The sequence below is a fragment of the Paenibacillus sp. FSL R5-0744 genome (assembly GCF_037972555.1).
Taxonomy (GTDB): domain Bacteria; phylum Bacillota; class Bacilli; order Paenibacillales; family Paenibacillaceae; genus Paenibacillus_AQ.
In genome coordinates this window covers 1,427,344-1,440,708 of the sequence record NZ_CP150228.1, presented here as the reverse complement: position 1 = coordinate 1,440,708, position 13,365 = coordinate 1,427,344, and the positions used below count along the sequence as shown (strand labels likewise).

Annotated in this window: 16 protein-coding genes; 10 read left to right on the top strand and 6 right to left on the bottom strand. The window is 44.2% G+C overall.

What is annotated here, in order from left to right; genetic code table 11:
• Positions 1 to 13 precede the first annotated feature (13 nt).
• From MKY19_RS06405 to MKY19_RS06375, 7 genes are all read left to right on the top strand, one after another.
• Complete coding sequence (locus MKY19_RS06405; protein ID WP_149645127.1) at positions 14 to 202, top strand: CLC_0170 family protein; 189 nt, start codon at positions 14 to 16, stop codon at positions 200 to 202.
• Positions 203 to 295: 93 nt separating this feature from the next.
• Complete coding sequence (locus MKY19_RS06400; RefSeq protein ID WP_339269408.1) at positions 296 to 1,288, top strand: RluA family pseudouridine synthase; 993 nt, start codon at positions 296 to 298, stop codon at positions 1,286 to 1,288.
• A gap of 103 nt (positions 1,289 to 1,391) precedes the next feature.
• The gene (locus MKY19_RS06395; RefSeq protein WP_339269406.1) at positions 1,392 to 1,811 is read left to right on the top strand and encodes a GNAT family N-acetyltransferase; all 420 of its coding nucleotides are present in this window, start codon (positions 1,392 to 1,394) and stop codon (positions 1,809 to 1,811) included.
• Between the two features lie 97 nt (positions 1,812 to 1,908).
• Positions 1,909 to 2,430 (top strand): hypothetical protein, encoded by a 522-nt coding sequence (locus MKY19_RS06390; RefSeq protein WP_339801323.1) that lies wholly within the window; start codon positions 1,909 to 1,911, stop codon positions 2,428 to 2,430.
• Between the two features lie 47 nt (positions 2,431 to 2,477).
• Positions 2,478 to 2,873 (top strand): hypothetical protein, encoded by a 396-nt coding sequence (locus MKY19_RS06385; RefSeq protein ID WP_042185681.1) that lies wholly within the window; start codon positions 2,478 to 2,480, stop codon positions 2,871 to 2,873.
• Positions 2,870 to 3,463, top strand: coding sequence for a TetR-like C-terminal domain-containing protein (locus tag MKY19_RS06380; RefSeq protein ID WP_316502783.1), 594 nt, complete (start codon positions 2,870 to 2,872; stop codon positions 3,461 to 3,463). The genes MKY19_RS06385 and MKY19_RS06380 overlap by 4 nt, the downstream gene beginning before the upstream one ends.
• A gap of 156 nt (positions 3,464 to 3,619) precedes the next feature.
• Positions 3,620 to 5,200, top strand: a complete 1,581-nt coding sequence (locus MKY19_RS06375; RefSeq protein ID WP_339801318.1) for an oleate hydratase — start codon at positions 3,620 to 3,622, stop codon at positions 5,198 to 5,200.
• Between the two features lie 141 nt (positions 5,201 to 5,341).
• Here the strand turns inward: MKY19_RS06375 and MKY19_RS06370 are convergent, their stop codons facing one another.
• Positions 5,342 to 6,064, bottom strand: a complete 723-nt coding sequence (locus MKY19_RS06370) for a DsbA family oxidoreductase (protein ID WP_339801315.1) — start codon at positions 6,062 to 6,064, stop codon at positions 5,342 to 5,344.
• A gap of 273 nt (positions 6,065 to 6,337) precedes the next feature.
• Here MKY19_RS06370 and MKY19_RS06365 point away from each other — a divergent pair, with 273 nt between their 5' ends.
• The 3 genes from MKY19_RS06365 (at position 6,338) to MKY19_RS06355 (ending at position 9,486) form a co-directional block, all read left to right on the top strand.
• Complete coding sequence (locus tag MKY19_RS06365) at positions 6,338 to 7,270, top strand: glycosyltransferase family 2 protein (RefSeq protein ID WP_339801313.1); 933 nt, start codon at positions 6,338 to 6,340, stop codon at positions 7,268 to 7,270.
• A gap of 180 nt (positions 7,271 to 7,450) precedes the next feature.
• A complete protein-coding gene (locus MKY19_RS06360; protein WP_339801311.1) occupies positions 7,451 to 8,557 on the top strand; it encodes an FAD:protein FMN transferase in 1,107 nt (368 codons plus the stop codon).
• A 77-nt stretch (positions 8,558 to 8,634) separates the two neighbouring features.
• Positions 8,635 to 9,486, top strand: coding sequence for a chromosome condensation regulator (locus tag MKY19_RS06355; RefSeq protein WP_339801308.1), 852 nt, complete (start codon positions 8,635 to 8,637; stop codon positions 9,484 to 9,486).
• Positions 9,487 to 9,559: 73 nt separating this feature from the next.
• On the opposite strand, the gene MKY19_RS06350 is transcribed toward MKY19_RS06355, so the two are convergent.
• The 5 genes from MKY19_RS06350 to MKY19_RS06330 all read right to left on the bottom strand — a co-directional run bounded on the left by MKY19_RS06350 (position 9,560) and on the right by MKY19_RS06330 (position 13,194).
• Entirely contained in the window at positions 9,560 to 10,270 is a 711-nt protein-coding gene (locus MKY19_RS06350) for an HAD family hydrolase (protein WP_076298250.1), read from the bottom strand.
• Positions 10,271 to 10,306: 36 nt separating this feature from the next.
• Positions 10,307 to 10,768 (bottom strand): GNAT family N-acetyltransferase, encoded by a 462-nt coding sequence (locus MKY19_RS06345; RefSeq protein ID WP_042185666.1) that lies wholly within the window; start codon positions 10,766 to 10,768, stop codon positions 10,307 to 10,309.
• Positions 10,769 to 10,871: 103 nt separating this feature from the next.
• A complete protein-coding gene (locus tag MKY19_RS06340; protein WP_042185664.1) occupies positions 10,872 to 11,378 on the bottom strand; it encodes a metallophosphoesterase in 507 nt (168 codons plus the stop codon).
• 126 nt (positions 11,379 to 11,504) lie between these two features.
• Complete coding sequence (locus tag MKY19_RS06335; RefSeq protein ID WP_339269379.1) at positions 11,505 to 12,698, bottom strand: anti-sigma factor; 1,194 nt, start codon at positions 12,696 to 12,698, stop codon at positions 11,505 to 11,507.
• The gene (locus MKY19_RS06330; protein WP_042185661.1) at positions 12,691 to 13,194 is read right to left on the bottom strand and encodes a sigma-70 family RNA polymerase sigma factor; all 504 of its coding nucleotides are present in this window, start codon (positions 13,192 to 13,194) and stop codon (positions 12,691 to 12,693) included. Before MKY19_RS06330 ends, MKY19_RS06335 begins: the two co-directional genes overlap by 8 nt.
• Between the last annotated feature and the right edge of the window lie 171 nt (positions 13,195 to 13,365).

The window sequence follows — 13,365 nt, the reverse complement described above, 5'->3', positions numbered from 1 at the left end:
AGGAGGCTCTACTATGCTCTATCACCAGCTAACCTACGTAATTGTTGCGCTGCTGATCTCCAGTGTTCTGTTGCTTACTGTGGATACTAAAATATATGCAGTCAATGCTATGCACCGGGAAAAGAAATACGCTAATGTGATCGGTTGGATATATTTCAGCTTATTCCTGCTGATAGGACTAGCTCAGCTATTCTATCTATAAATCGAATTCGTTTCTTGCTGTCCTTCACATAGTATTTCTTAACCGCCCATGGTATATTGAGGAGTACAATATTAAAGGACGGAGAATGCAGTCATGAACACAAGAAGAAATCCTAAAGAAACAGCCAAAAGAGGTACTCGTTCCCACAGCAATTCCCACAGCAAGCCAAATGGCAAGCTTAATCATAAAGCTAAAGCACCCGCAGCGCCCAAGTCTTTTACAGTAAATGAACCTTCTGAGCTGTTACCCTTCTTACTCATCCATATCACAGGCCGTGGACGAAATGCAATTAAATCTATCCTCTCGCGTGGACAAGTAGCAGTGAATGGCAAAGTAGTCACACAGCATAATTTTCAATTACATTCGGGTCAAACTGTGACGATTGATCAAGAGAAGCCTGTACAAGTAGCGGAAATGATCGGACTCACCATCGTCCATGAAGATGATGATCTAATCATTATTCAGAAGGATGCTGGACTGCTGTCGATTGCCACTGCGGAAGAAAATGAATTAACAGCTTACCGCCAGCTTATGGAGCATGTCCGCATCAGCAATCCTAAGAATCGAATTTTTGTCGTGCACCGCTTGGACCGCGATACGTCTGGGGTAATGATGTTTGCCAAAAGCGAACGGATCCAGCAAGCACTGCAAACTACGTGGAAAGATACCGTGAAAGAACGTTCTTACGTAGCTCTAGTTGAAGGCGCCGTTAAAAGACCTGAAGGTACAGTGAGCTCTTGGCTAAAAGAAACCTCTACCCTGAAAATGTACTCCAGTCCTCATGAAGGCGATGGTCTACATGCGATCACACATTATAAGCTCATTCAGGCGAACCGCCACTTCTCGTTGCTTGAGGTAAAGCTTGAAACTGGACGCAAAAATCAGATTCGTGTTCATATGGCAGATATCGGCCATCCGATTGCAGGAGACAAGAAGTATGGTGCAGAGACCAAAACGGTAGGTCGCCTCGGTCTGCATGCTCGTGTACTTTCTTTTATTCATCCTACAACAGGAGAGTTAATGACCTTCGAAAGCCCAATTCCGAAGACATTCCTGAAATATACCGCACCTGCACCTACGAACTGACAAGATCACATTGAACACCCATTCATCCTAAGGGGGCTGATTACAGTGGAGCTTACTACACTACAATCGCTACAATAACTTAACAAAGAATGGGTGATTAGCTATGACAACAGCACATCATTATGAATGTATTGAACGTTTACCCACGACTGAGGAGCATGCCTCCTTATGGGAAGCTGTCGGTTGGGGGAACGTGAATACGGAAATGACCGCAGCCTCTCTGGCTCATTCGGTGTATGGTATGGTCGTTGTACAGGAAGACAAGGTTATCGGTATGGGGCGGATCGTCGGCGATGGTCATATGTATTTCTATATTCAGGACGTAGCCGTGCTTCCCGAATTTCAGGGCCAAGGCATTGGTAATGTCATTATTGAGCAGCTAATACACTATATTCGATCTCATTGTTTTTCTGGCGCGTTCGTCGGACTTTTCGCATCACATGGGAATGATACCTTTTACGAACGATACGGCTTTCAGAATCATGCCCCGGGTATGACGGGCATGTTCAAGGTCATGGAGTAACAAGCGAAAGATGCCCGGTCCATATGGTCCCTGGGCATCTTTTTCACTTCTATTTAGATCATGTTACAATACTAATAAACAAAAGAAGGTGCCATTATTGTTCCATCCTACTGTCTTCGATAATATTAAAATTGCTTTTGAGAACCAAATCTACGATTACGATAATTTGGACGGAATTCTAGTAGTTACGGATCGTTCCGACCTTCTGAATATGGCATTGATGTCCAGAGAATTTAGCCTTTCCTTCCAATTGACGGCTGGCAGGAGCGTAACCGCCGAAGTCTTTCTTACTTCATCTGTGAAAGATCTTAGCGATGAAATATTGGAAGTGCCTAACACGGATCCCGGTTGCAATCTTTCGTTACGTTTTTATATGGAGATCGAAGATATTCCTGCTGAATGTCAGGCAATCGAGAGTATTCTCAAAGCGATCTGGGGGCCTGAAATCCAGCCCGTGCAATCTTTAAGCTTCATTTATGGTCAAGAAGGTGAAACCTACAACAACTGCATCGAGCTGCGATTCAAAAGGCAAATCACGGAGGAGCAGATGGAGGACATTCCGAACCTGCTGAATCATCTTCTGCAAAGTGTAGAAGAACTGGAATCTTTCTCCGTATAATCCCTACTGCACACCGTTCGTACTTTGGAAAAAGAGGTGAGCCAGAAATGAAATTCCTGCCTGCTACCAAAAGTAACCGTTGGTTTATCTGGATGGCTGTTTATGGTGTTTTTTTGTGGTTGCTTTTCATTCTGCACAGATTCGTTATGATGGCTCATACATTAGATGTCACACTCTTGCTGCGCTTCGCACTCTTTTCCATTATTGTATCTGGTATCGTTAACGTCTTAGCGTGGTTCGGAGCTCGTCTACTCTGGTTAATCACTACAACAGGAATAATCATCGGTTCAGTAATTATGCTAAGCTACACCTATAGAGAGATGTCCGGTTGGGAGGATCTCGCGGGACTCCTTGCTTTTTTCTTTTTTACATGTGGAGGATTTGCACTCGGTTTATTGGCGGAAGGAATTCGTCTGCTAGTTAAGCAGTGGCCGAAAGCTTGAACGGAGGAGATGATCGATCGTTGTCCAATTCTTTTCTAACCAAAAATGCATTGTCCCATTCCTTAAAAGAACTAATGGAACATACGTCGCTCAATAAAATTACAGTCAAACAGCTCGTGGACCATTGCGGACTAAATCGACAAACTTTCTATTATCATTTTCAAGATATATTTGATTTACTCGGTTGGATCTATAAGACTGAGGCTGTAGAGAGCATCGCCCAGTATCGTAGCTACAGTACGTGGACGGACGGTTTTTATAGAATCTTCTGCTATATCGAACGAAATAAAACCTTTTGCTGCAACACCTTGAACTCACTGGGCAGAAATCATCTGGATGCGTATCTATACGAAGTGACGAATGATCTCATTATGGGTGTCATAAACGAACTGTCCGCCGGGATGGAGGTTAGCCACGAAGATAAACATTTCATTGCTAACTTCTATACACTGGCCTTCACAGGCCTTGTCATTCAGTGGATGAGAGACGGGATGAAGGAGCATCCGGATCACATTATCGAGAAGCTAAGTGTACTCATTGAGGGGAATTTTCTAAAAGCTTTGCACAAATATGAGAACAAACCGTTGTAACCTTTGGGTTCAGCGGTTTTTTTGTCTAAAAACTAGACACATAGACCGTAATGACTAAAATCCATACACTCTAAAAGGATTGATTATACCTTCGAAATTGGAGTTGGTTTACATTAAGAATGTGATTATTTCAACAACAACTTGGAGGCGACCATTGTGAAAAAAGAGTACGGTAATAAACAGGTTTATTTTGTCGGTGGCGGAATTGCATCCTTAGCGGGCGCGGCTTACCTGGTCAGAGACTGTGACTTTCCGGGACAGAACATTCACATTATTGAAGAGATGAAGATTCTCGGTGGCAGCAACGACGGCGCAGGTGACGCTGAGCACGGTTATGTCATTCGCGGTGGCCGGATGCTCAACGATGAGACCTATGAGAATACATGGGATCTACTCATGTCGATTCCCTCCCTCGACCATCCTGAGAAATCCGTTAGAGAAGAGATTATAGAATTCGATACCGCCAATCCAACACATGCTAACGCTAGACTCGTTAACCGCAACGGTGAGGTGGAAGATGTATTATCCATGGGCTTTGATATGGCTGACCGGCTTGCGATGGGTAAATTAATTATTACACCGGAAGAAAAAATGGGGAAAGCTCGGATTAACGACTGGTTTGGTCCACACTTTTTCACCACGAACTTCTGGTATATGTGGGCTACTACTTTCGCCTTCCAACCTTGGCATAGCGCGGTAGAGCTTAAACGATATATGATTCGCTTCGTTCATGAGTTCCCAAGAATTCAAACCCTGGAAGGCGTAACCCGTACTCCATATAACCAGTATGATTCCATCATCTTACCTATGCACAAATATCTCGAAGGCTTTGGTGTAGACTTTACATTGAAATGTACAGTAACTGACCTGCAGTTCAAAGACGGAGATGGCATTACCGTAACCCAAATGAACGTCCTGCGCCAAGGTGTTCCAGACGTTATTAACATAAGCGAAGACGATATCGTAATCGTCACGAACGGCTCCATGACTGAAGGATCAAGCCTTGGATCCATGACCTCTGCCCCACGTCTCAATGGGAAAGGTAGCTCATGGAAGTTATGGGAGAACATCGCTGCCAAAAAACCAGGTCTCGGCAATCCATCCTCCTTCGATGATCATATCGATGCTTCAAAATGGGAGTCCTTTACCGTGACCTTCGAAGATTCCAAATTCTTCGATCTTATGGAGAAATTCACTCGCAATCGTGCGGGTACTGGCGCATTGGTTACCTTTAAAGATTCAAGCTGGTTAATGTCCGTTGTCTTAGCCTTCCAACCGCATTTCCGCAATCAACCAGAACATGTAAAAGTATTCTGGGGTTACGGTTTGTACCCTGACAACGTAGGAGACTTCGTGAAGAAGAAAATGAGCGAATGTACCGGTGAAGAAATTATGGAAGAATTAATCGGTCATCTTCATTTCGAAGAACATAAGGACGAGATCATGGCAACTGCTAATTGTATTCCATGTATGATGCCTTATATCACTTCACAATTCATGCCTAGATTAAATAGTGACAGACCTAAAGTAGTTCCTGAAGGCTCCACTAACCTTGCCTTCGTTGGCCAATATTGCGAAATTCCAGATGATGTTGTATTCACGGAAGAATACTCTATCCGAGCAGCAAGAACTGCAGTATACACATTGCTCGGCATTAACCGGCCTATCGAGCCAATCAATCAACATCAGTACGATGTCCGCACCTTGTTCACAAGCTTTATCACTTCTTTTAGATAAACACATCATAAAGAGACAAGCGCTCCCGGATAGATTCGGGGGCGCTTGTCTTTGTAATGTGTAAAACAGAGCAGAATTTCGGAATTAAAAAAAGAAGAAATGGATACTTCTCCATCTCTTCTTCTCCACACTATACAAACTTTATATATTGCAAGATCCGTCCGCGCAGCCATCATCCGTGGATACTTCGGATTTTCCATTGCCAACCACCTGCAGCGTTGGTCCTGCTTGCTCCTCCGCCCACACGGTATCCAATACCTCTGTAAATACAGGTCCTGGCTGTGCACCAGATAACGCATATTTATTGTTGAACACGAAGAATGGCACACCGGTAATATTAAGACGGCTTCCTTCTTCGATATCGCCGTTCACTTCAGCTGTGTAAGCATCTGTCTCCAGCATTGCGGTTACTTCTGCCTGATCCAGCCCTACCTCGGCAGCAAGTGTAGCAAGTACACTGCGGTCTCCAAGATTCAATGAATCCGTAAAGTAGGCACGTAGCAGACGTTCAGACATTTCTGCACCTTTTCCTTTTGAGCTTGCAAAGTGACTCAGGCGATGACTATCGAAAGTATTCGTATGTTTCATCGTATCGAATTGGAAATCCAATCCCACATCTTGGGCTTGCTCAGCTAACTGAGCATTCATTGCTTTTGCTTTCTCAATCGTCATACCGTATTTGGAAGCCAACATCTCATGAATACTCTTAGTCTCATTCACTTTCGCATGTGGATCCAGTTGAAAACTACGGAATACCACCTCTACTTGATCTCTGTTCGGGAACTGACTCAGCGCATTCTCCAAACGTCTTTTACCAATATAACAAAATGGACACGCATAATCGGACCAAATATCTATTCTCATGAAAAAAACCTCCTAATATTATTGTTCATTTGTAACTGCTGAATAAGATTGATAACTAAATATTCGTCGCTTACTATTATATAGTTAAAAACCGAAAAATACAAACTTAACTTTTATTTTCAAAAAATCTCATTAGACCTGAACCCCAACTAAAAGTATACGAAAGTGGTATATACGCTCTTCTTCAGGAACGATAGAATCAAGGTAACCATTTCGCCGGGAGACTACATTCAGATTAGCGGACGAAAGAAGTCCTGAAGGGAGATTCAAGATATGTATGATCTATCTATAGTGATTCCTACCCGTAACCGAATCGACGACCTTACGGTGTGCATAGAGTCCATTGGCAAGCAGACACAGCTTGAGGACATCTCCATCGAGCTATGGATTGTGGACGACGGTGAGATCCCTGAGGACAGATTAGCCTATTATCGTGAAATACTAACTGGATTACCGCAGGCTAAACTACATTATCATCGTAAAACTAAACCTGGTCTCTGGCTTTCACGTTACGAAGCGCTAGGACTGATCCATGCAGAAATTATGCTCCACTTAGATGATGATGCAGAATTAGATGACTCCTTATATATTCGACGACTGCTAGATACTTATGCAGCTGATGATTCCATTGTTGGTGTAGGTGGTGTAGCCAAAGGCATACATAGTAGCATGCCAAGCAGGCTATTCGGTATGCTAACCGGACAAATGTCCGGATCACCAGGCAGATTGTCGGCAAGTATGTTTGCAGGCTCGCAATTCCTTTGGGGAGAGAAGGAGCATGTATTTGAAACGGATTTTTTTCACGGATGCAATATGTCCTTCCGGCGTACGGCACTGCGTGATATTAAGCCCTATCCATGGATGACAAGCTATTCCATAGCCGAAGATATTTATTTGTCCCATTTGGCTAGCCGCTATGGCAAGCTTGTAATTAATCCCGCGATGAAGATCGTCCATCATGAGTCGCCAGGCTCTCGCGATAAGGCAGGCGTTGTAGCACATGCTACCGCCATCAACCACTACTATCTGCTCAACTTGCGTAAAGCTCCTTTTATGAATTATGCTGCCTTGATTTGGACACTGACTTGTCTGACGGCTAAAGCAACTCTAAAACGGAATTTCAAAGCCGTTAACGGATATGCCAAGGGTATCCTCTTCGTATTAAATCCTCGCAAGAATAAATATAGTGAATATATGCTCGATTAAGTAGCATCGTATACTTCTAAATCTGTAGCACCGCTCCGAATCAGGATACGGGGCTTTTTTCTATGTCGCCCGATTATATCCCTAAATGTGTCATGAAATTAATTTCCATCAACTTGTTATCTGGGGTATGATATAAATAATGTGTTTTGTTTTAGAAACTAACTTTATGGATGGTGGAATATGTTCAAGAACAAAAAAACGACGCTGATCCTCGTTGTAATCGTCATCGCCCTCATAGCTGTCGGCGCTTGGCTAATTACTAAGGATAAGGACGATAAAACAGCGGGAACTACGGGTAGCGCAACAACAGCCGGAAAAGGAGAGGAAAAGTCTCTCTCACAAACCTTTTATATTTATGACACTGTTGTGAATATCAAAGTGTTCGGTGCTACAGTAGAACAGAAAAATATGGATGATATCCAGCAGATGCTGGAGCGAATGGATATGGAGCTTAGCCGCACCAAAGAAGGTGGAGAGACTTACGCAGTCAATCAGGCAGCAGGAAAAGAAGCGGTTGTTGTTTCTGACGAGACCCTGGATGTAATTAAACAATCCATACAATACGCAAAGGAAATGGACGGGCTATTTGATCCTACAATCGGTCCGTTAATCGATCTATGGAATATTGGTAGCGGTGGAGATAAGGTCCCTCCCCAAGCTGAAATTGATAAAGCGAAGAGCCTAACCAATTACAAGGATGTTGAAATTGATGAAGCTGCGAAAACTGTAAAGCTGATGAAGGAAAATATGGTGCTAGATCTGGGCGGCATTGGTAAAGGTTATGCCGCTGACCGTATCGCTGATTATTTGAAAGAGCAAGGTCTAAATAGCGCTATGATTAACCTCGGAGGCAGCAGTATTATTGCTCTCGGTAAGAAGCCAAACGGAACGGAATGGAATATCGGATTGCAGGATCCAGATCAAAGCCGTGGCACACAGCTAGGAACCATTAAAATCTCAGATGAGGTCATCGATGCTTCTGGTGTTTACGAACGGTATTTTATGCAGGATAATATTCGTTACCATCATATCCTTGATCCACGCACAGGATATCCCTCACAGAACGGTCTCAAAAGCCTTACCATTATGAGCCCGAATGCAACAGATGCGGATGCCTTATCCACTGGGGTATTCCTGATGGGAATCGAGGAGGGCATGAAATATCTTGAAGCTTTACCTGATGATGTTGAAGCTTTCTTTATTACCGACGACAACAAAATCTATGCCACTAAAGGCATAAAAGAAAGAATGAACCTGACAGATCCAACGTACAGCTTCGCAGAGTAAACGAAAAAGCTTGCCCCATTGAGCCGAAGCTGGCTTTCTAGGGAGCAAGCTTTTTTTGGATAGAAGGAGCGAGATTTATGAACCTTGTGAAACCCCTACCTTCCATAGCGGCGGGCTATCGTCATACCGCCCTCCTTAAATCAGACGGCACGGTGACGGCTGTAGGTGATAATAAATATGGCCAATGTGATGTAAGTGACTGGTGCGTTATGATAGCGGTTGCGGCGGGTAATGCTCATACCGGTAATGCTCATACCATCGGGCTTAAATCAGATGGTACGGTGACGGCTGTGGGTTGGAATAAGTATGACCAATGCGATGTAAGCGGCTGGGCTGATATTGTGGCGGTAGCCGCGGGTTGGCGTCGTACCGTCGGACTTAAATCGGATGGCACGGTAGTTGCTGTGGGTCGAAATAATGAAGGCCAATGCAATGTAAACGACTGGCGTGATATAGTAGCAGTTGCAGCGGGTGATTGGCATACCGTCGGGCTTAAAACGGACAGCACGGTGACAATTGTGGGTAATAATCGGTATGGCCAACGCAATGTAAGTGATTGGCATGACATAGTAGCTATAGCGGCGGGTTACCTTCATACCATCGGTCTTAAATCGGACGGTACGGTGATTGCTGCGGGTCGAAATCATGAAGACCAGTGTAATGTAACCAGCTGGCACGGTATTGTGGCTATAGCGGCAGGTAGTCATCATACCATCGGTCTTAAATCAGACGGTACAGCGGTTGCTGTGGGTTGGAATAAGCACGGCGAATGCAATATAAGTGACTGGCGCGATATGGTGGCGGTAGCGGCAGGTTGCACTCATACCATCGGTCTTAAATCGGACGGTACGGTGGTTGCTGTGGGTAACAACGAACATGGACAATGCGATGTAAGCGGGTGGCGCGGCATCCAAATATCTGGAAATTAGTTATAAAAAAATGAAAGCCATGCGCAGATTTCTCTCGCATGGCTTATTAATTATCTTTGGAGGACTTGTTCTCTCACACAAGAGGAAGCTCGCCAAATTCCTTATAATTAGTAAAAATATAACTAGGCTTATGATCCGTAGCCGGTTGTCTGCCCCTCGGATTGTACCAGCAAACCTTCCATCCAGCCGCAAGTGCTCCAACTACATCATTAGCCCAAGTATCCCCTATATATAGCGAATTGTCCGCCAAAGTACCCGTCTTTTGGTTTACGTGTATGAATATTTCTGGGTCTGGTTTAGCAAGACCTACAGCATCAGAAATAAAGATCATGTCCTCGGGAATAATCTGATCTAAGCCTAGTCCACGAATCTTACTCATCTGATGATCCTTCGGTCCATTCGTAATAATACCTACCTTATGACCGTCCGCAATAAATCGTTCAAGATGCTCACGCACGCCATCAATCATCTGAATCGTATATTGACGTCCAATATATGCCGCTTGAACCGCCGTGGCTTGATCACGATCAATCTGCAAACCATACTCGGCAAAAGCAAGCTCCAAACGGCGCACCCTCGTCTCTTCAAGCGGAATCTCACCGCGCAAATACATTGGCCACAACACATCACTATGATGTCTCACTTTATAAAATAATTCCGCAAAGTCCAGACTACTCTCATCTGGGCTGAGCACTTCCCGTACCGCTTCTTTAAATGGTACCAGATGATCATACAACGTATCATCGAGGTCAAAAAAGATTGCCAACTTATGACTTGTTTCCACTTTAACGCCCCTTACTCGTCTTTCTCTCTAGCTGCTTTAGAAAAAAAGGTTATAGGTAAAAAATTCATCATCCCGAATGTAGCCATGCGCTTCATATAACCGCTGCGCCACCACATTCTCCGTCATCGTTGTCAGGGATAAGCCCTTCGTATTCGTAGAGACCGCATAATCTCTAGCACTTTCCAGTAGCATAGCACCTAGCCCTTGCCCTCGGATTTCTGCAGTAACGAACAAATCATTCAGTATCCAAAGGCGCTCCATCGTAACCGATGAAAAAGAAGGATAGAGCTGTGTGAAGCCCCGCGCGCGTTTCTCATCGCCTTCCCCCTCAACCACCATAAGGATCACAGATTCATTCAGCTTTAGTCTGTCGGCTAAGAAGACGCGTGCACCTTCCCGATCTGAGGCTGCTCCATAAAATACTCGATACTCATCAAATAATGGGATGAGCCGTTCTAAATCATCCAGAACCACTCGTTCTATCCGATAATTGTTCATCAACAGCGCTCACTTTCCGGCTTCGCCCGTTTTAACCTCATTGTAAATGGTTGCCGAGCCCTTCACCATGGAGAGAACGCCGAATGATTTGGACAATTGAGCCTTATTCCTTTGAATCGTAGAACACGTGCCGGGCACTAACTTTACCCGCTTCGATATCTAAAATTCCGAAAGAATACAATTTCTCACGCCGCTTATCTGTAGGAGAACCTGGATTAAATAGCAGGATACCATTCTCCTCTCTTAGCAAGGGCTGATGTGAATGACCGAAGAGAATACAATCCACCTCATCATTCGCAAAAGCAAGCAGTGCATTCCCATCCGTTCCTTTGCGGGAATGTGGCGTATGTCCATGTACCATGCCAATCCGGATTCCTTCAAGGGTAATGATCTTGCGCTCTCCGAAACGCGCAATGATCTCATCGCCATCATTATTTCCGGCAATCCCCTCCACCGGTGCTAGTTCTGACAGTAAATCATAGATTCCCATACTCACCCAATCACCGAGATGCAAGATTAAATCCACATTTTGAAACTCTGCTATCAACGCCTTTGGCAGAGACTTAGCCATTCTTGACATATGTGTATCAGATACGACTCCTACTTTCATAAATCTCAGCTCCTAATCTATCATCCTCAACTTTGGTTATCATACTTATTCATAAATCTAATATTCAAATAATTGTACGATTTGCTTAAGCGAGAAGCAAGTTCTGTGACTTCTTCCACTCCGCAGCTACTTCTCCCTATCCCGCCAATTCCACAGCCTTACTTCCCCAACATGCATTCTGCTGACCCATGTTTCTTCCTTCAGCTTGAGCAGTTCTTTCACCGGACCGGTTACGACAGCTCCATAGAGCTTAACTCCATTCTTCTCTATATAACTAATGGAATCATCCAAATCAATGAATGGAATCACCCTTTTGGAGATGGATTTATACTCTTGCATCAAGTGCAGCGTCTTGAGGAAGTTTGCATTACGCAGTTCACCATCACCATATGAGTTAACAGATGGAGAACTACTTGAACGGCTAGTCACCCCTCCAAACCATCCTCGCTTCTCCCTCGATTCCTGTGTCACTTTCATATCATCCGCATGCCAAATTGGCATATATGGAAAACCTAATGGATCATTAACTACTGGCTGTCGTGTCCGTGGACCTGTATCTGCCGCAAACCACAAAGGCTGAAGATTCTTAGGCTCAAACTTCTTCAACAGCTCATCTGTCGTAAATAATTGGTCAAAAGACAAGTATGCTTCCGCTACCGTCCCCTCAGGGAGCTTCTCTAATCTCTCCCACTCACTGCCATTATCCATACTATTTGCCGCATCATTCTTCCCCTGTGGATATAGAAAGTAATAACCAACACTTCTACTCTCATTCGTCCAGGAATAGTTGTAGAGCCTAGCCCAGCCAAATAGAAGCTTCATTGAATAATCCCCGACAGTGATTTGTTCATCTCCCACTTGTTTCTCTATCTTACTTGTCAGATTCATACTAAAAAATGGACCGGTACCACTGCTCAAATGTACAATCGTATTCGGCTGTGAGACAGCAATAGCGGAAGAAACAACATCACTATAAGTCTCTCCTCTTTCTCCAGTGCCATAAAATATCGCGGTGATGACACTGCTGATAATCAAGAAAATTAAGAACGCAGAAATTACCGTAAAAGTATTCGATATACGGGCTCTCCATTTACCGCGGCGGATGATCTTTTTTTCCTTGCCAGATCTGTTTCTTTTACCCTTTCCGAATTTTATGCTCTTATCCTCACTTGAAGCCGGCTTTTCTTCACCCATGAGTTCATCCAGATAAGCCTGATAAGCTTCCATCTTCTCCAGTTCGCGCTCCACTTCATCCCTATCCTCATCAGCAAGGGTACCTTCGCCGTACCTTCTTAACTTCTCCTTGAACTCCTCACTCATGTTCATTCCTCCTCCGCTCTGCTTCACGCAGCTTCTGTCTAGCTCGAAAGATTAAGATCTTATATTGGGACAGACCCACATTCATAATGTCCGATGCCTCCAGGTAACTAAGACCATGAAAATCATGTAGCAGAAGTGCATGCCTCTGATTGTCCGGTAGCTCACCTATCGCAATCCTCATTTCTTCCCAACGTTCCTGCCGAAGCAGCGTGCTTTCCGTGGTATCTGGATGGGCGAGCTGTTTAAAAAAATCCTCACTCTGAACAGTACTGCGTCCTTCCTTCCGCTTATAATCTACGAAGGCATTGTACGCGACACGGAACAACCACGGCTTAATCTTCTCGTCTTTACAATCCTCCAAATATAAATAAGCACGGTAAAAGGTCTCCTGCATTAAATCTTCGGCCGCGTGATGATCACCACAAAGGGAGCGCAAATAGCGGTAAATATCCATCACATACATCTGATATATTTCATCCAGTGAATTTCGCTTCATGCACTCCCCCCTTAACCTAACCACGTATACTCGCATAAAAAGTTACAGCTAAATTTAGCAACTAGTATGAATATACCAGTATTTCTATGGAAGAATGCGAAAAAAAGCCCGCTGACAAGGAGGTTTACTCCTGCCAACAGGCTTCTTAATAACCAGTTCCTCGAGTTACTC

Coding starts and splice junctions, on each gene's coding strand:
- MKY19_RS06405 (WP_149645127.1), top strand. CDS start 14: ATGCTCTATCACCAGCTAACCTACGTAATTGTTGCGCTGCTGATCTCC.
- MKY19_RS06400 (WP_339269408.1), top strand. CDS start 296: ATGAACACAAGAAGAAATCCTAAAGAAACAGCCAAAAGAGGTACTCGT.
- MKY19_RS06395 (WP_339269406.1), top strand. CDS start 1,392: ATGACAACAGCACATCATTATGAATGTATTGAACGTTTACCCACGACT.
- MKY19_RS06385 (WP_042185681.1), top strand. CDS start 2,478: ATGAAATTCCTGCCTGCTACCAAAAGTAACCGTTGGTTTATCTGGATG.
- MKY19_RS06370 (WP_339801315.1), bottom strand. CDS start 6,064: ATGAGAATAGATATTTGGTCCGATTATGCGTGTCCATTTTGTTATATT.
- MKY19_RS06365 (WP_339801313.1), top strand. CDS start 6,338: ATGTATGATCTATCTATAGTGATTCCTACCCGTAACCGAATCGACGAC.
- MKY19_RS06360 (WP_339801311.1), top strand. CDS start 7,451: ATGTTCAAGAACAAAAAAACGACGCTGATCCTCGTTGTAATCGTCATC.
- MKY19_RS06355 (WP_339801308.1), top strand. CDS start 8,635: ATGAACCTTGTGAAACCCCTACCTTCCATAGCGGCGGGCTATCGTCAT.
- MKY19_RS06345 (WP_042185666.1), bottom strand. CDS start 10,768: ATGAACAATTATCGGATAGAACGAGTGGTTCTGGATGATTTAGAACGG.
- MKY19_RS06340 (WP_042185664.1), bottom strand. CDS start 11,378: ATGAAAGTAGGAGTCGTATCTGATACACATATGTCAAGAATGGCTAAG.
- MKY19_RS06335 (WP_339269379.1), bottom strand. CDS start 12,698: ATGAGTGAGGAGTTCAAGGAGAAGTTAAGAAGGTACGGCGAAGGTACC.
- MKY19_RS06330 (WP_042185661.1), bottom strand. CDS start 13,194: ATGAAGCGAAATTCACTGGATGAAATATATCAGATGTATGTGATGGAT.